This window comes from Exiguobacterium sp. s16, assembly GCF_018618115.1.
GTDB classification, from domain to species: Bacteria; Bacillota; Bacilli; order Exiguobacteriales; family Exiguobacteriaceae; genus Exiguobacterium; species Exiguobacterium mexicanum_A.
Map to the genome: position 1 here is coordinate 70,608 of NZ_JACSLM010000003.1, position 19,820 is coordinate 90,427.

The following is a 19,820-nucleotide window of genomic DNA, read 5'->3' on the forward strand; positions in this document are numbered from 1 at the left end:
TTCAAATCGAGGAGGAAGACAGATGAACGTATTTGTAATAGGCGCGAATGGACAGATTGGAAAACAGCTCGTGGAACGATTGCACGAGGAAGGGAAACACCAAGTCACGGCGATGGTTCGAAAACAAGAGCAACTCGATGACTTCACATCAAAAGGCTATCAGGCCGTCCTAGGCGACCTCGAAGGTGACGTCTCGTCACTTGAACAAGCAATGTCTGGCATGGACGTGGTCGTCTTCGCAGCCGGTTCAGGTGGTAGCACCGGAGCCGACAAGACGCTCCTGATTGACCTTGACGGCGCGGCGAAAAGCATCGAGGCTGCCAAGAACGGGAATGTTAAACAGTTCGTCATGGTGAGCGCCTTGAAAGCAGAAGATCGTTCGGCATGGCCGGAAGAGATGAAACCATATTATGTGGCGAAGCACCATGCGGATCGTCTGCTCGAGGAGAGCGGGCTTACGTATACGATCGTCCGTCCGGGCGCTCTCACAGATGACGCCGGCACCGGCAAAGTGAAGACGGGCGACGTATCGACTGGTGAGATTCCGCGTGCAGACGTGGCGGCCTTCTTGGCACATCTCATTGGTCATGACGCAGCCCACAATCAAGCGATTGACCTCGTCAAAGGTGACACGGCAATCGAAGACACGTTATAAAAAGAGATGACGACTGCGAGCGGACTTGGTTCCGCTCGCTTTTTGTATGGATGTGTCCGCGCACTCGAGAAAGGATTCGCTTCGACCGATAGAGAAAGTAAGAGATGGATTTATTTGAAGAAAGGGGTCTATCCGTGACCACACTATTTCTCTATATGGCCGTTTATTTACTTCCGGCTTTCTTATTGAGCCACCTTGCCCTTGACGTATTGCTCCGCAACCCGCGCCAAGTCGAGCATCGACTGCTCAGCCTGTTCGTATTTGGCTACGCGATGTTGTTCTTGGCCGAGTTTGGACGACATCTGTCCCCAATTGAAGCCAGTCCCGCCTTCGTGACGTATTGGTTCGGCAACGCTGGCATTTTGATTTTTGTGTGTTCCGTCCACTTTATCGTCAAAGTGACGGGAGTCGGGGCGAAACTGCCGAAATGGATGTATCCGTATGTCATTTATTTGCCGCTCGTGCCGGTCGCGTTGACGTTCATCCGTCAAGAGAACATCTTGAACAGTCAGCGGTTCGACCAAGTCGGTGTTTGGATTTATCCTGAGTTCAACGCGTCGTATTTGACGACGATGACCGTCGGCAACGTTTTTCATTTCCTCATCATCCTGTTACTCGTCTATGCACTCAAACGCGCCGATCGGACCGAGCATCAACGTGTCCTGCGCATGCTCATTTGGACGGCCGTCGCCGTTCTTGTCTGGGACATCGTCTTCGGATACGTCCAGCTCCGCGGAATCATGCCGCCTTACGCGTATATGTACGGTGGACTTGTCTGGGCGGTCGCTCTCGTCGTCGCGATGAATCGACTTGATTTCCTAGCATCTTACGTCAAACGGTATGGCACGCTCTATAACTTGAACCCGTCGGCGATCCTGCTCGTCGATGATCAGGGACAGATTGAGAGTGCGAATCCGGCCGCGCGCACATTGTTTCATACGGTCCGTGTCGTCAATGAACGTTTTGTCGATTTGTTGCCCGAGAAAAAGCGGGACGAATGGAGTGCGCATTACGACCAACATTTCCATGCGCAAAAAAAGTTTCTCGAGTTCGAGACGAAGATTCAGACAAAATCAGGACAAGAACGGTACGTCGTCATCGATGGTGATTTCGTCTATATCGATCAAAAAATACACGGCATGATTTTGATTCGAGACGTCCATTCGTTCAAAGAAGCCGAACAGTCGATTCGCTTCTTCGCCTATCATGACCCGCTCACGAAACTCGCGAACCGTCGGGCGTTTTATGAGCAGGCCGACCAGGCATTACTGCAAGCGGACACGGTCGCGCTTGTCGTCATCGACCTCGACGGCTTTAAAGGAATCAACGACACGTACGGCCACCAAGTCGGCGATGATTTTCTCATTCATCTCGGTGAGTTGCTTGAGATGGCGACGCCGGAAGCGGGACTAGCCTCGCGCGTCGGCGGGGATGAGTTCTATATGTATGTGCCGAACGTCGATGCAGATGACATCGTTGCGTTCGTCGAGCGCTTGCAGTTGCTACTGACGGAGCGGCCGTTCCGGCTCGGAGGAGAGACGATTCCGATTCGAGCGAGCATCGGGGTCAGCGTCGCACCGGATCAAGGGGCGGACTTGGACACGCTCATTCATAAAGCTGATCAGGCGATGTATCAAATCAAGCAACACGGTAAAAACGACTATGCGATTTATGACGAAGTGTTACATGGACCGAAATAACGGGAACGAGAATGAAGATGGCAATTTGATAGAGGAGGAGACAATATGACTGAAAAACCGTTAGTGACGATGCGAGCCGAAGGGGAAGCGACGAGTGTGAAGACGACGGTGCATGTGCGTGACCTCGAACCGTTCGTCGTCGATGAACCGGAACGTCTCGGCGGGACGGACGCCGGTCCGAACCCGCTCGAATATTTGCTCGGGGCGTTGTCGTCGTGTACGACAATCATGATTGCCTACGTGGCGCAAGACCAAGATTTCAACTATGACGGGGTGACGTTCGTGACCGAAGGAACGCTCGACCCGCGCGGCTTCCAAGGCGTTGAAGGAGTACGGACATATTTTGAGAAAGTACACGTCAACATCGTCCTCGATACGACCGAATCGGATGAACGGATTGCGGCGCTCCAAAAAGGCGTTGAGGCTCGTTGTCCAATCCACAATTTAATGCATGCGGCCGACGTCGACATCACGGCGACGTGGACACGGAAGTGAGGATGGGGTGACCCATCCTTTTTTGATGTAGACAGGAATGTTTGCCGACGAGCACGAACAAAAAGAGACGTGAGAAAGGAGGTTGTCATGGATATTCGCCCGATGACACAGCAAGACGCCCGCGCGATTCAAGCGTGGACGTACGAGGCACCGTATGATTTCTATAACCAAGAAGCTTCAGCGGAAGGGCTGGATGAACTGATGGCGTATCAGGCCGTCCATGACGAGGCGTTGATCGGTTTCTATTGTCTCGGCACGTACGCACAAGTGCCGAACGATACATACGTCTACGATGACACATGCGTCGACCTCGGGCTCGGCATGCGCCCGGATCGAACGGGACGGGGACACGGGCGTACGTTCGTCCGGTTGGTGATGCAAGAAGCGGCGCACGAAGGCAAACCGCTCCGGTTGACGGTGGCCGCGTTCAATGAGCGGGCCATCCATCTCTATGAGCAGCTCGGGTTTCGACAGGTCACTTCGTTTGAAAAAGGGGCGACCCGTTTTCTCGTCATGACCCGATAATCAGCCGTACTGTTTCTGATGGGCTTTCTTTCGCTTCAAATAGTCCTCGTCCGCCCGAATCTGGTCCCATCGCTCTTTGAAGATGCGGGCCGATTCCGCTTTCTCCTCGTCGATTTGTCGGTCGTGGAGATCGCCGTCGTCCTTATATTTTCGTCCGCCTTTATAGTTGGCGTAACGTCTCGCCCGGGTATAGCCCATCTGGATGAATTTGCGGGCCATATCCATTCCGACGAAATCATCGTTGGCCCGGTATTTTTCGAATAGCTCCATGATTTCATCGGCGGACTGTTTGGCGATGTCAGGCGTCTTGAAGCGCCAATGGGGGAGAATCTCACTTTTATATGGTTCGACGAGCAGGACGCCTTGCTCGCCGCGTCCGACTCGATACAGCTCGGGGTGTTCGCGGAAATCAATCGTTTCAAAATCTAAATCATAATCAAATGGCATCGTGATCCCTCCTCATGAATTCATTCCCGGAACGAATCCGAGGGAAACGACAGAAAGGAAGAACAAGATGATTCAACTTGATACAGACCGGCTCCGGTTGCGGGCGTTTCAGCTCGAGGACGCTGAACAGATGTTTCACTATGCGCAAGATGAGCGGGTCGGACCGAAAGCAGGATGGGCGCCGCACCAGTCGGTCGAGGAGACACGTGACGTCATCCGGCTGTTCCAGCAAGACCAAGACGTCTGGGCCATCACACTGAAAAAGACAGGTGAGGTGATCGGCAGCCTCGGGTTGCACGACCGCCGGCCGGACCCTGAGATTCAGCATGACCGGCAGCGTGAGATCGGGTATGTTCTCAGCCCGGACCATTGGGGGCAAGGGTACATCCCGGAAGCCGTCCACGAAGTGATGCGGCACGGTTTTGACGACCTCGGACTCGAACGCATCTGGTGCGGTCATTTCGACTTCAACGACCAGTCGCGCCGCGTCGTCGAAAAGACAGGCTTCACGTACGCGTTCACGACGTCTCAGCAGTTGACGCGCTTAGACGGACGTACCGTCCAAAGTCTCGTCTACGTCGTGACGAAAGAGAACTATGAAGGGCGTCTGACTCAACGATGAGTCAGGCGTTTTTTTTGATGCAAAAATTAATACTTGATATGTAACCGGTTACACATTATGATGGTTTTGTAAGCGTTACCAAAAAGGAGGGGCCGAGATGGCGACAATCAAACAAGTGGCCAAACGGGCGAACGTTTCTGTCGCGACCGTGTCCCGTGTCATGAACAACAACGGTTATGTGAGCGCAGAGGCGCGGGAAGCCGTCGAACGGGCCATCGCCGAACTCGACTACGCGCCGAACCGAGTCGCTCGTTCTTTATTCACAAAAACATCGGGTTTGATCGGCTTGATTATGCCGGATATCACGAATCCGTTCTTCCCACAGCTGGCCCGAGCAATCGAAGATGTGGCCAATCAACACGGCTATCAAGTCGTCCTGTGCAACACAGACGAACAACTGGCGAAAGAACAGTCGTACTTGGTCGCGCTTCAGACGATGCATGTCGACGGTCTGATCATCACGACGAACCATTCAGACAACCCGAACTACGAAAAGTTAGAGTTGCCGATGGTCGCGCTCGACCGAATCGTCAAGTCTGGCATTGACGCCGTCATCTCAGACGGGTATGAAGGCGGTCGCCTGGCGGCGGAGACGCTGTTGAATTGTGGTGCGACAAGGCTCGCCCATATCGGTGGACCTGAACAGCTGCAGACGGTGAAGCGACGGACGGATGGGTTCCTTGACGTCGCGGGAGATCGTCTCGTCGGCATGACGCATTCGAGTTTCACGTTCAAAGAAGCGCTCACGGCGGCGCAAACGCTGTTTGATGAGCATTGGCCGTTCGATGGATTGTTCGCCGCCAATGACGTCATCGCGGCCGCGGTGTTGCAGGAAGCGGTGCGTCGGAATGTGCGTGTGCCGCAAGATTTGCAAGTCATCGGCTACGATGGCATCGAGCTCGGTGAGATGACGTCGCCGCCGCTCACGACGATCTCGCAACCTATCTATGAGATGGGACGACGTGCGACCGAGCGACTCCTTGATTTGATTGAGAAGAAGGAGACCGTTACGAAAGAAATCTTGTTGCCCGTCACGTTGACGGAGCGACAGACGACGATCCGAAAGGGGCATGACACATGAAGCGAATTGTGGTCATCGGTAGTGTATCGATGGATTTAGTGGTCACGACAGACAAACGTCCGCAGGCAGGGGAGACCGTCATCGGACAGGCGTTTCAGACGGTGCCCGGAGGAAAGGGAGCCAACCAAGCGGTCGCCGCCGCTCGACTCGGAGGACGAGTCGAGATGGTCGGTTGTATCGGGTCCGATGAGTTCGGCCAACGCATCCGACAAAACTTTGAACTAAACGGAGTCGGGACATCTCACTTACGAACTATCGACAATGAAGTGACCGGGACGGCGCACATCGTGCTCGCCGAAGGGGATAACTCAATCGTCGTCGTCCAGTCGGCAAACAAACACGTGCGTTTTACAGAAACAGAGCTCGAACAATTGCTCGATGAAGAAACGTTCGTCTTGCTCCAGCTCGAAATCCCAATCGCGACGGTGGAACAAGTGAGTGCGTACTGTCGATCCCGCAACATCCCGGTTCTACTGAACCCAGCGCCGTCACAAGTGCTCACGGAGACCTTGCTTGCGAACGTGACATACGTGACACCGAACGAGCATGAGTGCCGTGACTTGTTCGGCGATGTCTCGCTTGAAGACGTATTGCGTCGCTATCCGAACAAACTGATTGTGACCGAAGGCGTCAACGGCGTCCGTTTCTTTGATGGCGAGACGATTCAGCAAGTTCCAGCCATTCAAGCCGATGTCGTCGATACGACGGGGGCAGGGGATACGTTCAACGGGGCCCTCGCAGCCGCCCTGATGGAAGGAAGCGAGTTACGTGAAGCGGTACGCTTCGCTGTCGTCGCTTCAGGATTGAGCGTGGAAGGGTTCGGGGCCCAAGGCGGCATGCCGAACCGAGATGACGTCATGAGACGATTGGAGCGAGTGTGATGAAGAAACATGGGATTTTGAATAGCCATTTGACGAAAATCTTTGCCGACTTGGGGCATACGGACACGGTTGTCATCGCGGACTGTGGACTACCGATTCCAAACGGCGTGGCGCGAGTCGATTTGGCGCTTCGTCTTGGTGAACCGTCGTTCCTCGATGTATTAGATGCCGTTGAGGCGGACATGGTCATCGAACAAATCACCGTAGCCGATGAGGTGTTCACGGAGAACGAACCGATCGCCAAAGCGTTGACCGAACGATTCGATACGGTGAAGACGTGCTCGCACGAGGCGTTCAAGCGTGAGGTCGAACAAGCGAAAGTCGTTATTCGGACAGGCGAAGCGACTCCGTATGCGAACGTCATTTTACATGCCGGTGTCATCTTTTAAGGAGGGGTTCGATGCACATCCAGTTGAAGCGCATCCATAAGTCGTTCGGTCCGGTCAGTGTATTGAAAGGCGTCGACTTCGAATTGTTACCCGGCGAAATTCATGCATTGATGGGAGAAAACGGGGCCGGTAAATCGACACTCATGAAGGTCATGACCGGGCTTCATCCGCTCGATGAAGGCGAAGTCGTCATCGATGGGGCCGTCCGGCAGTTCAAACATCCAAAAGAAGCCGAGCGCGCTGGCATCGCGTTCATCCATCAAGAGCTGAACATACTACCGGAGCTGACCGTGATGGAAAACTTGTTTCTCGGACGGGAATTGACCGGTCCATTCGGTGTCATCAAGCAGCAAGAGATGAAGCGACGGGCACGCGAGTACTTAGCGGAACTGAACGTGTTCATGGAAGTCGATCAGCTTGCCAAACAATTATCTGTCGGACAACAACAGATGATCGAGATCGCGAAGGCGCTCATGACGGATGCGAAAGTCATCGTCATGGACGAACCGACCGCCGCCTTGACCGACCGAGAGATTCGGGCGCTATTCTCGGTTTCGCGGGCGCTGCGTGACCAAGGCGTATCCATCATTTATATCTCGCACCGGATGGAAGAGATTTTTGAACTATGCGACCGCATCACCGTCCTCCGCGACGGCGTATCGATCGGGACACACCGCATCGCCGAGACGTCGTTTGAAGAAATCGTGAAAGAAATGGTCGGACGTGAGATTGGCGAACGGTATCCGGATCGCAACGCGACCATCGGAGACGTCGTCCTTGAAGTCGATGGATTGATAGGTAACCGGTTCCACAATGTCTCGTTCGATGTTCGGGCCGGTGAAATCGTCGGTTTCTCGGGACTCATGGGAGCCGGACGCACCGAAGTGATGCGCGCCTTGTTCGGGGCCGACCGGGCCAAGGGCGGAGTCGTCAAATTGAAGGGCACCGAAATCCGAATCAAACAGCCGGTCGATGCCATTCGACACGGCATCGCCTTCTTGACGGAAGACCGAAAAGGCGAGGGGTTGCTCCTCGATTTCTCATTGCGCGAAAATCTGTCGTTGCCGACGCTCGATAAACGGGCGAAAGGAACGATCATCTCACGCCAAGCAGAGGAGCAGTTCGCGGACGGTTATTTGAAAAAACTGCGCGTCAAGCACCATTCGATGGAACAAAAAGTGAAGTCGCTCTCGGGCGGGAACCAACAAAAAGTCGTCCTTGGGAAATGGCTCGGCGCCGAGCCCGACGTGCTCATTCTTGACGAGCCGACACGGGGCGTTGATGTCGGGGCGAAGAAAGAGATCTATACGATCATGAGTGAGCTGGCCGAATCGGGTGTCGCCATCATCATGGTCTCATCCGATTTACCCGAAGTGCTCGGGATGAGTGATCGGATTGTCGTCATGCGAGAAGGCGTCGTCACGGGGACGTTAACGAAAGACGAGGCGACGCAAGAAAAAGTCATGACATATGCGACAGGAGGACAATGATATGGAATTGAAAGCAGCGACTGCATTAGGGCGACCGCAAAAGCTCGGTTGGGGGCAAAAACTTGGGCCGTTGTTCGGTCTGCTCGCCATCATCGTTGTGGTGACGGCGCTCGAGCCAGGTTTTCTCTCATTGAACAACATCTTTAACGTATTACGCCAAGTCTCAATCAATGCGTTGATCGCGTTCGGGATGACGTTCGTCATTTTGACAGGCGGCATCGACTTGTCGGTCGGTTCGATTCTGGCGCTCTCGTCAGCTTTCGTTGCGGGCATGATGGTCGATGGGCAACATGCGGTCATGGCGATCGCGCTCGGATTAATTGCCGGAGCTGTGCTCGGTGCGTTCAACGGTGCCGTCATCACGTACGGAAAAGTCGCGCCGTTCATCGCGACATTGGCGACGATGACGATTTACCGGGGGTTGACGCTCGTCTATACGGACGGTCGTCCGATTACCGGTCTAGGCGACTCTACATGGTTCGAGATGCTCGGACGCGGTTACTTCTGGATCATCCCAGTGCCAGCCGTGACGATGTTGATTGCTTTCGGTGTGTTGTACTTCATTTTGAAAAAGACGACGTTCGGTCGTCACACGTACGCGATTGGCGGCAACGAGGAAGCTGCCAAACTGATGGGCATCGGGGTCAATAAAGTCAAAGTCTTGATTTACTCGTTGTCGGGTACGTTAGCGGCACTCGCCGGCATCATTTTAACATCGCGTCTCAACTCGGCCCAACCGACGGCCGGGACGTCGTATGAACTTGACGCCATCGCGGCCGTCGTTCTCGGGGGAACGAGTCTTGCCGGAGGACGTGGCTGGATTGTCGGGACGCTCATCGGGGCGCTCATTATCGGAACGTTGAACAACGGCTTGAACCTTCTTGGCGTCTCGTCATTTTTCCAACTCGTCGTCAAAGGGGCCGTGATTTTGTTCGCGGTATTGCTCGATCGAAAACAAAACGCGTAAACATCGAAAGGGGAAACGGAAGATGAAAAAATGGACAGCTTGGCTACTCGTATTGACAATGGTCGTCATGGCGGCTTGTTCGACGGAACAACCGGGGACAAGTTCGGAGCAAGAGACAAAAGACGGGGACTTCAAAATCGGGCTCTCGATTTCCACACTAAACAACCCGTTCTTCGTCGCGTTGAAAGACGGTGCGGAAGAGCAAGCAACTGAACTCGATGCGACACTTACAGTTGCCGATGCGCAAAACGATGCGGCCAAACAAGTGAGTGACGTCGAAGACATGATTCAAAAAGGGATGGACTTGATTCTCATCAACCCAACGGATTCAGAAGCAGTCGGCGCGGCCGTTCAAAGTGCGAACGATGCCGGAATCCCGGTCATCACAGTCGACCGTAACGCCGAGTCAGGCGACGTGGTCGCGCACGTAGCGTCAGATAACGTCGCTGGTGGGAAGCTCGCAGGTGAATATATGGTCGAACTCGTCGGTGAAGGCGGGAAAGTCGTCGAGCTCGAAGGGATTCCAGGAGCGTCAGCCACGCGTGACCGTGGTCAAGGGTTCAACGAAGCGATTGACGGAAAACTTGACGTCGTTGCCAAACAGTCGGCTAACTTTGACCGGGCCCAAGGGTTGACGGTCATGGAAAACATCCTCCAAGACAACAAAGACATCGTCGCCGTATTCGCTCATAACGATGAGATGGCGCTTGGTGCGGTGCAGGCGTTAAGCAGTGCAGGATTGAAAGACGTCAAAGTCATCGGCTTTGATGCGACGGACGATGCGGTCAAGGCGGTCGAAGAAGGCACGATGGCTGCGACGGTCGCGCAAAAACCGACCGAAATCGGAAAGCTCGGTGTCGAAGCTGCTGTGAACTACTTAAAAGGGGAGACAGTGGAAGAGAACATCCCGGTCGACCTCGAATTGATCAAATAATGAGTACAGCCGACGCATTCGAGGTGCGTCGGCTGTTTTTATGCTTGTTGAATCGGGCGGAGCGCTTGAACGACTTCGTCTTTGATCGTGACGCCGCTCGCTTCGAGTTCGGCGATTTTATCGGCGAACTGAGGCAAGTAATCTTTATGGGCGATGAGCAGTTCATCGAGCACCCGTTTCGCAGTCTCGCCGCTCGGGATAAGCGGATTGATGATGAACGCTTGAAGGGCGAGCCCGTAGTCACCGGTCACGGCCGCTTCTTCGACGCACAGCTCCATGTTCTTCATAACTTGGAGCCATCCTTTTTCAGCCGGGGCGAGCGCGCCGAACGCGATTGGTTTCGCACCGGTCGCGCCGATATAGGCGGACACTTCGACGACATCGTCTGGAGCGAGGTCAGGGACGGCCCCGTTGTTCTTCGTCGAGACGACGATGTGTGTATTCTTATTGGCGTAAATCGAGGCGATCGTCTCACACGCCGCGTCCGAATAGTGAGCACCGCCGCGTTTAGACAGTTGCTCCGGTTTATGGTCGAGGTTCGGGTCTTTGTACAGCTCGAATAGCTCTGCTTCCGTCTGCTTCACTTGCTCGGCCCGCGTGCCGACGGCCGGGTCCCGATATTCCTCGAGCATGTGGGCGAGCATTTCCTCGGCACGATAGTAATACCGGTGATAGCCGCAAGGGATCATGTTCATCTGTTGCAGTTGTTCTTGGAAGAACGGCATGTTGTGAATGTTGGCGGGAATCCCCGAATCGCCGTCGTACATCTTGTCGATGATGTCACGTGTCACGTCTTGTCCGCTCACGTCGTGGACGCGGTGCCAGTGGAAATGGTTCAACCCGGCAAACGAATAGATCAAGTCCTCTGGCTTCTTGCCGATCAGCTCAGGTTCAGCCATCATCGCATTGACCGGCACGTTGCACAGTCCGATAACTTTGTCCCATTTGCCGTAACGGATGACCGCGTCGGTCACCATTCCGCTCGGGTTCGTGAAGTTGACGAGCCAGGCGTCCGGACAGAGCTGTTTCATGTCTTCGACGATATCGAGGATGACAGGAATGGTACGGAACGCCTTCAAGATACCGCCGGCCCCGTTCGTCTCTTGGCCGACCATACCGTACGAGAGCGGAATCCGTTCGTCTTTGATGCGGGCGTCGAGCAAACCGACACGGAACTGTGTCGTGACAAAGTCGGCATCTTGTAACGCTTCTCGACGGTCGAGCGTCAGATGCACTTTAACGTCATACGGAGAAGCGTCCCACATCCGTTGCGCCATCTGTCCGACGATGTCGAGTTTGTCTTTCCCGGCCTCGATATCGACGAGCCAAATCTCACGAATCGGTAACTCTTCGTAACGCTTGATGAACCCTTCCATCAATTCTGGTGTGTAGCTGCTGCCGCCCCCGATGGTGACGAGCTTGATTCCCGTTGTCATTCCAATCTCCTCCTCATATGTTCACAAAATAGTCTCAGATGTGTAAATGAATATCAGCGCTGAATGTATCTTCTCATTTCTCATTCAGTATAAAATATAGAAAAATGAACACAATAGATTTGAAGATAACTCCGAAAGCGTTTACAAAAAGAAACATATAGACATTTATTTTTGTGAATTCAATTCACGAGAGGAGACCGGACATGCTATTGACCGAGAAAATGAAGCAAGACCTGTTCTCTAAATCAGAACGGGCCGTCATCGACTATTTGTTCGTCGAGCGGGAGCGGATCCACGACAAGACGATGAAACAAATCGCCGAGGCGACGTATACGCACCCGTCGATGTTAAGTCGCATCGCCATGAAATTGGAGTTTGCGGGTTGGCTCGAGTTGAAGGAACAGTTTTTGGAGGAAATCGAGTATTTGAATCGTCACTTCTCGGATATCGATGCCAATGAGCCATTCTCGGCTAAGGATAACTTGATGGTTGTGGCGAACAAGCTGGCGGCCCTCAAACAGATGACGATCGAGGACACGCTGTCGTTGCTCGATCATGAGGCATACGAGCAAGCCGTAACGATGTTGAGTGAAGCGCGCCATATCAAGGTCTTTTCTGTCATCCATAATTTGTTGCTTTGTCACGACTTCAAGTCAAAGATGAACCGGATCGGCAAGCAAGTCAGCCTCTGTGAATTCGATGCCGAATTCGAGGCGGCCAACTCGGACGAAACGACGTGTGCGCTCCTGATCTCCTATACGGGAGAAAGTGATTATACGGTCGGACTTATTCCTTACTTAAAAAAACAACGTGTGCCGGTGCTCGCCTTGACGAGTCTAGGGGAGAATGCCATCTCGAACCAGGCGGATTGTACGCTCCGTTTGACGACCCGTGAACGCCTCTACTCGAAAATCGGGAGCTTCACGACGAACGATTCGATTCATTGCCTGCTCGACTTGTTGTACGCTGGTGTGTTCTCGACAGACTATGAGGCGAACATGGCTTACAAAGTGCAAATCTCGAAACGGTTCGACCATCGTAAAAGTTCGAGTGAGGTCATGCAGGAAGACTGAAAACACCCCTTCGAGCGAAGGGGTGTTTGTTTAACTGATTTAGGCGAGAATTCTCCCACCTCTAAGCGTTTCAGGCGAAGCCCAGCGAAGGTGGGAGATGAATTGCCCGTCCCCGACGCCCTCGGCCACCGCTGTGACAGGACGACGAACAAAAGTTCGTGATTCCGTCAGATTTCCTCGCCCCCTCCGCGGGTATCGGAATGGGACGAGGATGATCCTGAGACCGGGCAGAGGAGGAACGGACATGCTGAAGGGCTACAAATACCGGCTCCACCCGACTGCTACACAGGCCGAGTTCCTGATCCGGACGATCGGCTGTGCCCGGTTCATCTACAACAAGCTGCTCGAGGACCGCATCAAGATCCATGAGGAGGCGATGGCGAGCGGCGGGCCGAGGCGGAAACCGCCGACACCGGCCTCCTACAAGCCGCTGTTCCCGTTCCTGTGCGAGGCGGACAGCCTCGCGCTCGCGAACGCGAAGCTGCACCTCGACGCGGCGTTCGCGAAGTTCTTCGCCGGGACGGCCGGCTTCCCGGTGTTCAAGTCGAGACGGAAGGCGCGCGCGTCCTACACGACGAACAACCAGCACGGAACGATTCGCATCGAGGAGGACCGCGTGCGGCTCCCGAAGGTCGGGTTCATCCGGTTCACACAGCATCGCGGCTTCGACGGGGAGATCCGTTCGGCGACCGTGTCGATGACACGGACGGGCAGGTTCTTCGTGTCGCTCCTCATCGAGCAGGCTGACGAGCCATGGGTCCCGGCCGAGCACACGATCGGAATCGACCTCGGTTTGGAACACTTCGCCGTCATGACGAACGACGATCTCGTCACGGAGAAGATTGCGAACCCGCGCAACCTGAGAAAGGCCGAGGCGCGGCTGAAACGAGCGCAGCGCGCCCTCGCCCGCAAGAAACCGGGCAGCAGGAACCGCGAAAAGGCCAGGCTCATCCTCGCGAAGAAGCACGAGCAGGTCAGGAACCGCCGGCACGACTTCCTCCACAAGCTGTCGCGACGCATCGTCGACGAGAACCAAGTCGTCGTGGTCGAGACGCTCCGAACGAGGGAGATGATGCAAGACCGCCGCCTGGCGAAGTCGATCGGGGACGCCGGGTGGGGCGAGTTCGTCCGACAACTCGAATATAAATGTAAATTCTACGGGCGGACGCTGATCAAGGCCGACCCGTGGTTCGCCTCGACCCAAGTCTGTTCGAGCTGCGGCGAGAACGGCGGCAAGAAGGGGTTGGACATCCGCGAGTGGACGTGTGCCGCGTGCGGCGCGCACCACGACCGCGACGTCAACGCGAGCCTCAACCTGTTGCGCCTCGCTGAGGATATCATGTCTTCAGGGCAGGGACTGCCCGACGAGCTTGGTCCATAACCGTGGCTGTTCAAAGCACGGTCTTCCCAAGAAGCTCCCACTTCAGGTTGCGAAGCAAGCAAGTGGTGAGTAGTTCACTCGAGCGAACGCAAGAGCGCGCGCACCGGACTGCCGTCTCCTTTGACGATCGGGAGCGGCACGGCGTTCAATTCGTAATCACCAGGGGCGATATGGTCGAGGACGAGTCCTTCGAGAATGTGGACCCCGTTGCGGGCGAGTGCATGATGCGCCGCCATCTCTTTACTGTCGATCGCGTCGACCGACGGCAAATCGAGACCGATCAAGTAAATCCCAAGTTCGCCGAGACGATCAGCAAGTGACGGCGTGAGTTCAGGGATGTGGCTCGGGAACTCCTGCTTGTTCGGCCAGCCGTCCGTCTTTAAAATCAATCGTTCGACGCCGGTCAAGTCAAAGCCGTCCAAGTCCGTCGCTTCGATCCGTTCGCGGGCAGGGAGATGAATGACTCGGGCCGGACCGATATAGAGCCCGGGATCAAGGTCGATGACGCGCTGTCCGGCGTCGTCGAAATGGAACGGGGCATCGATATGCGTCCCGGTATGCAGGCTCATCGTCACTTTCCCGACGTTGACCGAACCGCTGGCGGCCATCGGCCAAGCGATCTCGTAACAGAATGCCGTGTCGCCCGGCCATGTCGTGATCGTGTCTTCAAGCGGTTGCGAAACATCAATCCATGTCATCGTGTTCGTCCTCCTCACAGTTTTGTCCGGACGGTCCAAAGTTCAGGGAAGAAACGGTGGTCGAGGACGCGGCGCAAGTAATTGACGCCTGACGATCCACCCGTCCCCATCTTTTGACCGATAATCCGTTCGACGGTGCTCATATGGTTGAAGCGCCACATCTGCTGTTGGCTGCCGATATCGAGCAGTTTCTCACCGAGCTCATACAAGTCCCAATACTTGTCCACGTCCCGGTACACATCGGCCCAAGCCGCTTCGACGCTCTCGTTCCATTCCCAGTCTTTCGTGACGTCCCGGTTGAGCACGGCGTCATCGATGGCAAGGCCACGGCGGTGCATTTCGCGAACGGTCATGTCATAGATGCTCGGTGCCTGAAGCGACGACTCGAGAAGCGGATACAGTTTCTCGTCATGGGCGTAGACGCTAAGCGTGCGTGCGTTTTTAAAGCCGAGGGCGAACTCGATTTGGCGGTTCTGGTACGATTGAAATCCAGAAGACGAACCGAGTTTGTCGCGGAACTCCAAATACTCGGCCGGAGTCAACGTCGCGAGGACGCTCCACGACTGGATGAGCTGTTGTTGAATCTTCGAGACACGGGCGAGCATCTTGAACGAACGCTCGAGCTCTCCCGTCTCGATGGCGGTCACGGCTGCCGTCAGTTCATGCAAAATCAATTTCATCCACAGCTCACTCGTCTGATGGATGATGATGAACAGCATCTCGTCATGATGGTCCGATAAGCGGTGCTGACTCGATAAAATCGGGTCGAGTTGCAAATAGTCACCGTACGACATGTCTTTCGAAAAGTCTGTCTGAATCGATTGCTCGACTTTGTGTTCAATCCGTTCACTCATATTGTTTCTCCTTAGGCCACGACTTCGCGGACGTTCTCGAACGCCTCGTATTCTTTGTTTTCCATAATTGTCTGTAACGTCATCACGACATCATACACATCGGTGAACGTGTTGTAGAGCGCGACCGGTGCGAGTCGGATGATGTTCGGGGCCCGGAAGTCCGGGATGACGCGATGCTGTTTGAGCGCTTTACAAATGCGGGCCGCCTCAGGGTGTTCGAGACTCAAATGGGCACCACGCTGTGTCTCGTTGCGCGGACTGCCGATAACGAAGCCGTATGGTGCGAGCACTTCGTCAATCAGTGCGGTCATATACGTCGTCAAGGCGAGCGATTTCTCGCGGATGGCGTCCATCCCGATCTCGTTGAACATCTCGAGGGCACCAAGTTGCGGGGCCAGGCTCAAAACGTGCGGCGTCCCGATTTGGAACGCACCGGCGTCATCGGCCGGCGTCATCGTATGATCCATGTCGAACTGTTTATCTTTGCGTGAACCGAACCAACCGGCAAGGCCAGGCGTCGTCCCGAAGTGACGCTCGTGAACGAATAGACCGCCGACGCTGCCAGGTCCACCATTCAAATGCTTATAGTTGCACCAGTAGGCAAAGTCGACACCCCAGTCGTGGAATGCGTGCGGGATGGCACCGACCGAATGACAAGCGTCCAAGCCGATCAAGATGTCTCGTTCGTGTGCCGCCTTGGCGAGACGGGCCATATCGAGGATTTGTCCGCTGCGATAGAGGACGGTCGGCAAGACGATCAAGGCGATGTCGTCTGTCATCGCTGCGATGATGTCTTCTTCCTTCAAGTAGCGTCCGTCCGGGCTCGAGACTTGGACCAAATGTTCGCTCGGGTCGAGTCCACGGAGCTCGAGTTGACTCTTCAAAGCGTAAATATCAGATGGGAAGGTGAGTGTGTCGGCTAAAATTTTCGTCCGCTTGCCTTCCGGTTTAAAGAATGAGGCGACAAGTTGGTGCAAGTTGACCGTCGTCGACCCGGTGACCATCACTTCCTCGGCTCTTGCTCCGACGAGCGGGGCGTTAAGTGCGGCCAATTGTTCTGACAAGTTGAACCATGGGTGGCGTCCCGACATCCAGCCATCGATCCCGAGCTCTTTCCAATCGCTCAGTGATTCGAGTAACGTCCGTTCGGCCCGTTTCGATAACAGGCCGAGCGAGTTACCGTCCATATAAATACCATCTTGCGGCAAATAAAATTCTCCCCGGTATGGTGCGAGCGAGTCGCTGGCGTCGCGTGTTTCCGCGTACACCCGTGTGAAATCTTGAGCCATATCATTTCCCCCTTTTGACTTGCGTGTCATGCTGACAAAAGCGTAGCAATCGCCTGTATGCGTGTCAATATGAAGGGACGCATCGTCATAAGAAAAGGCCGCCTTCGCGGCGGCCGAATCTCCTATTTAATTTTACGGACGTTCTCTTTTCGTAACAGACTGAATAGCGTGTACACCATTAAGAGGAGGATGACAGTGAAAGGGAGCGCCGAAATCAACGATGCGGTCTGCAACCCTTCGAGCCCACTCGCAATCAATAGAACGGCAGCAATCCCGCCGAGCAAAATGCCCCAAACGATTCGGACAGTGAGCGGTGGATTCAAACTACCATTCGTCGTCATACTGCTGATGATGTATGTCGCCGAATCGGCTGACGTGATCAAGAAAGTAAGAATCAACAGAATCGACAAGACGGATAAAACAAAGCTGAACGGCAATTCGGCAAACGTGACGAACAAGGCACTCGTCACATCGGCATCGACCGCTTGCGCAATCGATGTTCCTTCGAATAGGTCGAGGTGAAGGGCCGTTCCGCCGAACACGGCAATCCATAAGAGCGCGATGAACGGTGGCACGATGAGCACCCCGACGATAAACTCACGAATCGTTCGGCCACGTGAGACGCGGGCGACGAATGCACCGACGAACGGCGACCAAGCGATGGCCCATGCCCAGTAGAAGATGGTCCAATCACGCACCCACGTCCCTTGCTGGTACGGCTGCAAACGAAGACTGTAGCGGATAAAGTTCTGTAAGTAATCCCCTAACCCGAGCGTGAACGTCTCTAAAATAAAGATGGTCGGGCCGGCAAAGAACACGAATACCATTAATACGAGCGCGGTCCCGAGGTTGATATTACTGAGCCATTTGATGCCGCGGTCGAGACCGGTCGTCGTCGAAGTCAAAAACAAGACGGTCAAAACAACGATAATCAATACTTGGACGAGCGCCGTGTTCGGCAACCCGAAGACACTGTTCAAACCACCGTTGATTTGGAGCACACCGAGACCGAGTGACGTGGCGACACCCATGACGGTCGCGATGACGGCTAAAATATCAATCGTTTGATTGAGCGGCTGTTTATAAGCCCTGTCTTTAATGAGCGGAGACAGACTCGTCGAAATAAGGCCGTCCGCATTTCGGCGGAACTGGAAATACGCGATAATCAAGCCGACGATGGCGAAGACGGACCATTGGCTGACGCCCCAATGGAAGAAGGAATATGCCATGGCCAATCGAGCTCCTTCGACGGTTAGCTCGGTCGTATCCGCATACGGAGGGGTGATGAAATGGCTCATCGGTTCGGCAACGCCCCAAAAGACGAGTCCGACCCCGAAACCAGCGGAGAACAGCATCCCGATCCAAGTAAAGAACGGGTATTGCGGACGGTCCTGGTCCGTCCCGAGCCGAATCTTCCCGTATTTACTGAACGCGAGGAAGACGAGGAAGACGACGAATAAGAAGACGGCGAGTAAGTAAAACCAACCGAACGAGCGGGTCGTGAAGTTGAAGATGTTCCCGGCAATCGTCGCGAACAACGTCGGACGAATCGCGCCAAACAGGACGAGGAGAGCGATGAGACTCGCCGAAATGTAGAACACGCGATTCAAGCGTGGCTTTTCAGGTGAAGTGTTCATGAGGACTCCTTTCCAAACGCACAAATTATTATTTAGGACTAATAAATATTTCCCTATTTGCGTGAAAGGAAAACGCCTATATGCCAGAATGGTGTCTTCTTTGCGTTGAGATGGATGAATTCGGGGAATGGAATGATGAGACGTGTTTGAAAGGAGATTGGAATATGAAATTGATTGCCATCGATTTAGACGGGACGTTATTGTCTCGAACTGGTATCATCACAGAAACGAACCAAGACGCAATCCGGCGTCGCCAAGCCGAGGGAGATTTGGTCGCCATCTCTTCGGGCCGATCGATTCACGATATCGAAGAGTTGCTGCGACGGAGCAGATTGACTTGTCCAATCTTGTCCGGGAACGGGGCGATCGCTTTCTATGAGAATGAGCGCATTTATTACCACGCGCTCCCGAAAGACGTCGTACAGGAGTTATGGGATGTGGCCCATGAGCACGGAGCGTACGTCGAATTTTACACGAATGCCGGGGTGAAAGTACTCCGTTCGGGTACCGATTTACTGAAGGGCGAGTTGGATGAGGTGTTGCCACACGACCAATCGTTCTCACGGGAATGGGGTGAGCGAGAGATTGAAATTCAAAACGAACAGTTCGGGCTGACATATGTTGATGCGATCGAGGACATCGACTTTGAGGCCGACGAAGTGTACAAAGTCTTTGTCTATTCGTTCGATCGGCGCAAACTGCACGAGCTCCGGAAACTGTATGAGCCCCGGACCGACATTTTGATCACGACGGCAGGCTGGACAAAAATCGAGATCGGTCATCCGAATGCGAGCAAAGGGATGGCCTTGACGCAGTTGGCAGAGCATCACGGCATTCCACAAGCGGATATCGTGGCCATCGGGGACAATTTGAACGACATCTCGATGTTCGAAGTGGCGGAAACGAGGATTGCGATGGGGAACGCCGTCGATCCGTTGAAAGACATCAGCACCCATATCACGAAGGATGTTGAGGACGATGGCGTCGCCTATGCGCTCGACCATTATATCGACGACTAAATTTTGAAGAAATGGTGAACAGGGATTCGATGTCACGTAAAACGGTTAATGTATTAGTGTAGTCCTCATTCAACGTGTTGAGCTGAAAGGGGGCAACGGATGAAACGAAGATTCAATCGTTGTTTGACTGAGGCCGGCTCGGTGAAACGAGAGACAAGTTGGTTGAAAGACCGGCGGACTAGGTGATCTCCTGATTCAAACTGTCGTCCACCTGACCTCGCGCGAGAGGTGAGGGGCAGACAAAAAG

20 protein-coding genes are annotated in these 19,820 nt (G+C 54.3%); 14 read left to right on the plus strand and 6 right to left on the minus strand.

The features are described from left to right. Positions 1–22: 22 nt before the first annotated feature. The 4 genes from KNP86_RS07320 (at position 23) to KNP86_RS07335 (ending at position 3,375) form a co-directional block, all read left to right on the plus strand. Complete coding sequence (locus KNP86_RS07320; protein WP_034779608.1) at positions 23–655, plus strand: SDR family oxidoreductase; 633 nt, start codon at positions 23–25, stop codon at positions 653–655. Between the two features lie 134 nt (positions 656–789). After that, positions 790–2,355, plus strand: a complete 1,566-nt coding sequence (locus KNP86_RS07325) for a diguanylate cyclase domain-containing protein (RefSeq protein WP_214753471.1) — start codon at positions 790–792, stop codon at positions 2,353–2,355. 45 nt (positions 2,356–2,400) lie between these two features. Continuing rightward, positions 2,401–2,850 (plus strand): OsmC family protein, encoded by a 450-nt coding sequence (locus KNP86_RS07330; protein WP_021065934.1) that lies wholly within the window; start codon positions 2,401–2,403, stop codon positions 2,848–2,850. Between the two features lie 87 nt (positions 2,851–2,937). Beyond that, complete coding sequence (locus tag KNP86_RS07335) at positions 2,938–3,375, plus strand: GNAT family N-acetyltransferase (protein ID WP_214753473.1); 438 nt, start codon at positions 2,938–2,940, stop codon at positions 3,373–3,375. On the opposite strand, the gene KNP86_RS07340 is transcribed toward KNP86_RS07335, so the two are convergent. Further along, complete coding sequence (locus KNP86_RS07340; RefSeq protein ID WP_214753475.1) at positions 3,376–3,822, minus strand: DUF4385 domain-containing protein; 447 nt, start codon at positions 3,820–3,822, stop codon at positions 3,376–3,378. A gap of 67 nt (positions 3,823–3,889) precedes the next feature. Between KNP86_RS07340 and KNP86_RS07345 the strand changes: the two genes are divergently transcribed. From KNP86_RS07345 to rbsB, 7 genes are all read left to right on the plus strand, one after another. Beyond that, positions 3,890–4,444 carry a GNAT family N-acetyltransferase gene (locus tag KNP86_RS07345; RefSeq protein ID WP_214753477.1) on the plus strand — a complete coding sequence of 185 codons (555 nt, stop codon included), beginning with the start codon at positions 3,890–3,892 and terminating at the stop codon, positions 4,442–4,444. A 97-nt stretch (positions 4,445–4,541) separates the two neighbouring features. Then, positions 4,542–5,525, plus strand: coding sequence for a LacI family DNA-binding transcriptional regulator (locus KNP86_RS07350; RefSeq protein ID WP_214753479.1), 984 nt, complete (start codon positions 4,542–4,544; stop codon positions 5,523–5,525). Further along, positions 5,522–6,406, plus strand: coding sequence for a ribokinase (gene rbsK, locus KNP86_RS07355; protein WP_214753481.1), 885 nt, complete (start codon positions 5,522–5,524; stop codon positions 6,404–6,406). Before KNP86_RS07350 ends, rbsK begins: the two co-directional genes overlap by 4 nt. Further along, positions 6,406–6,795: a D-ribose pyranase gene (gene rbsD, locus KNP86_RS07360; protein ID WP_034779594.1), complete on the plus strand. Its 390-nt coding sequence runs from the start codon at positions 6,406–6,408 to the stop codon at positions 6,793–6,795. Before rbsK ends, rbsD begins: the two co-directional genes overlap by 1 nt. Before the next feature lie 11 nt (positions 6,796–6,806). Further along, positions 6,807–8,285 carry a sugar ABC transporter ATP-binding protein gene (locus KNP86_RS07365; RefSeq protein WP_214753483.1) on the plus strand — a complete coding sequence of 493 codons (1,479 nt, stop codon included), beginning with the start codon at positions 6,807–6,809 and terminating at the stop codon, positions 8,283–8,285. A gap of 1 nt (position 8,286) precedes the next feature. Beyond that, positions 8,287–9,252 (plus strand): ABC transporter permease subunit, encoded by a 966-nt coding sequence (locus KNP86_RS07370; protein ID WP_034779589.1) that lies wholly within the window; start codon positions 8,287–8,289, stop codon positions 9,250–9,252. A 22-nt stretch (positions 9,253–9,274) separates the two neighbouring features. After that, positions 9,275–10,186, plus strand: coding sequence for a ribose ABC transporter substrate-binding protein RbsB (gene rbsB / locus KNP86_RS07375; RefSeq protein ID WP_214753485.1), 912 nt, complete (start codon positions 9,275–9,277; stop codon positions 10,184–10,186). 38 nt (positions 10,187–10,224) lie between these two features. On the opposite strand, the gene KNP86_RS07380 is transcribed toward rbsB, so the two are convergent. Beyond that, a complete protein-coding gene (locus KNP86_RS07380; RefSeq protein WP_214753487.1) occupies positions 10,225–11,622 on the minus strand; it encodes a 6-phospho-beta-glucosidase in 1,398 nt (465 codons plus the stop codon). Between the two features lie 203 nt (positions 11,623–11,825). Between KNP86_RS07380 and KNP86_RS07385 the strand changes: the two genes are divergently transcribed. Both KNP86_RS07385 and KNP86_RS07390 read left to right on the plus strand, forming a co-directional pair. Further along, positions 11,826–12,695 carry a MurR/RpiR family transcriptional regulator gene (locus KNP86_RS07385; RefSeq protein WP_214753489.1) on the plus strand — a complete coding sequence of 290 codons (870 nt, stop codon included), beginning with the start codon at positions 11,826–11,828 and terminating at the stop codon, positions 12,693–12,695. A gap of 244 nt (positions 12,696–12,939) precedes the next feature. Next, entirely contained in the window at positions 12,940–14,076 is a 1,137-nt protein-coding gene (locus tag KNP86_RS07390; protein ID WP_214753491.1) for an RNA-guided endonuclease TnpB family protein, read from the plus strand. 74 nt (positions 14,077–14,150) lie between these two features. Here the strand turns inward: KNP86_RS07390 and kynB are convergent, their stop codons facing one another. From kynB to KNP86_RS07410, 4 genes are all read right to left on the minus strand, one after another. Then, positions 14,151–14,774, minus strand: a complete 624-nt coding sequence (gene kynB / locus KNP86_RS07395; RefSeq protein ID WP_214753493.1) for an arylformamidase — start codon at positions 14,772–14,774, stop codon at positions 14,151–14,153. A 14-nt stretch (positions 14,775–14,788) separates the two neighbouring features. Beyond that, complete coding sequence (gene kynA, locus KNP86_RS07400) at positions 14,789–15,628, minus strand: tryptophan 2,3-dioxygenase (protein WP_214753495.1); 840 nt, start codon at positions 15,626–15,628, stop codon at positions 14,789–14,791. A gap of 11 nt (positions 15,629–15,639) precedes the next feature. Next, positions 15,640–16,917 (minus strand): kynureninase, encoded by a 1,278-nt coding sequence (gene kynU / locus KNP86_RS07405; RefSeq protein ID WP_214753497.1) that lies wholly within the window; start codon positions 16,915–16,917, stop codon positions 15,640–15,642. A gap of 122 nt (positions 16,918–17,039) precedes the next feature. Further along, complete coding sequence (locus KNP86_RS07410) at positions 17,040–18,554, minus strand: BCCT family transporter (protein WP_214753499.1); 1,515 nt, start codon at positions 18,552–18,554, stop codon at positions 17,040–17,042. Between the two features lie 164 nt (positions 18,555–18,718). Between KNP86_RS07410 and KNP86_RS07415 the strand changes: the two genes are divergently transcribed. Next, entirely contained in the window at positions 18,719–19,573 is an 855-nt protein-coding gene (locus tag KNP86_RS07415) for an HAD family hydrolase (RefSeq protein WP_214753501.1), read from the plus strand. Positions 19,574–19,820: the final 247 nt, after the last annotated feature.

What these genes read in the sequence shown, in the direction of transcription:
- KNP86_RS07320 (WP_034779608.1), top strand. Translation starts at nt 23, where the DNA reads ATGAACGTATTTGTAATAGGCGCGAATGGACAGATTGGAAAACAGCTC.
- KNP86_RS07330 (WP_021065934.1), top strand. Translation starts at nt 2,401, where the DNA reads ATGACTGAAAAACCGTTAGTGACGATGCGAGCCGAAGGGGAAGCGACG.
- KNP86_RS07335 (WP_214753473.1), top strand. Translation starts at nt 2,938, where the DNA reads ATGGATATTCGCCCGATGACACAGCAAGACGCCCGCGCGATTCAAGCG.
- KNP86_RS07340 (WP_214753475.1), bottom strand. Translation starts at nt 3,822, where the DNA reads ATGCCATTTGATTATGATTTAGATTTTGAAACGATTGATTTCCGCGAA.
- KNP86_RS07345 (WP_214753477.1), top strand. Translation starts at nt 3,890, where the DNA reads ATGATTCAACTTGATACAGACCGGCTCCGGTTGCGGGCGTTTCAGCTC.
- KNP86_RS07350 (WP_214753479.1), top strand. Translation starts at nt 4,542, where the DNA reads ATGGCGACAATCAAACAAGTGGCCAAACGGGCGAACGTTTCTGTCGCG.
- rbsK (WP_214753481.1), top strand. Translation starts at nt 5,522, where the DNA reads ATGAAGCGAATTGTGGTCATCGGTAGTGTATCGATGGATTTAGTGGTC.
- rbsD (WP_034779594.1), top strand. Translation starts at nt 6,406, where the DNA reads ATGAAGAAACATGGGATTTTGAATAGCCATTTGACGAAAATCTTTGCC.
- KNP86_RS07365 (WP_214753483.1), top strand. Translation starts at nt 6,807, where the DNA reads ATGCACATCCAGTTGAAGCGCATCCATAAGTCGTTCGGTCCGGTCAGT.
- KNP86_RS07370 (WP_034779589.1), top strand. Translation starts at nt 8,287, where the DNA reads ATGGAATTGAAAGCAGCGACTGCATTAGGGCGACCGCAAAAGCTCGGT.
- rbsB (WP_214753485.1), top strand. Translation starts at nt 9,275, where the DNA reads ATGAAAAAATGGACAGCTTGGCTACTCGTATTGACAATGGTCGTCATG.
- KNP86_RS07380 (WP_214753487.1), bottom strand. Translation starts at nt 11,622, where the DNA reads ATGACAACGGGAATCAAGCTCGTCACCATCGGGGGCGGCAGCAGCTAC.
- KNP86_RS07385 (WP_214753489.1), top strand. Translation starts at nt 11,826, where the DNA reads ATGCTATTGACCGAGAAAATGAAGCAAGACCTGTTCTCTAAATCAGAA.
- KNP86_RS07390 (WP_214753491.1), top strand. Translation starts at nt 12,940, where the DNA reads ATGCTGAAGGGCTACAAATACCGGCTCCACCCGACTGCTACACAGGCC.
- kynB (WP_214753493.1), bottom strand. Translation starts at nt 14,774, where the DNA reads ATGACATGGATTGATGTTTCGCAACCGCTTGAAGACACGATCACGACA.
- kynA (WP_214753495.1), bottom strand. Translation starts at nt 15,628, where the DNA reads ATGAGTGAACGGATTGAACACAAAGTCGAGCAATCGATTCAGACAGAC.
- kynU (WP_214753497.1), bottom strand. Translation starts at nt 16,917, where the DNA reads ATGGCTCAAGATTTCACACGGGTGTACGCGGAAACACGCGACGCCAGC.
- KNP86_RS07410 (WP_214753499.1), bottom strand. Translation starts at nt 18,554, where the DNA reads ATGAACACTTCACCTGAAAAGCCACGCTTGAATCGCGTGTTCTACATT.
- KNP86_RS07415 (WP_214753501.1), top strand. Translation starts at nt 18,719, where the DNA reads ATGAAATTGATTGCCATCGATTTAGACGGGACGTTATTGTCTCGAACT.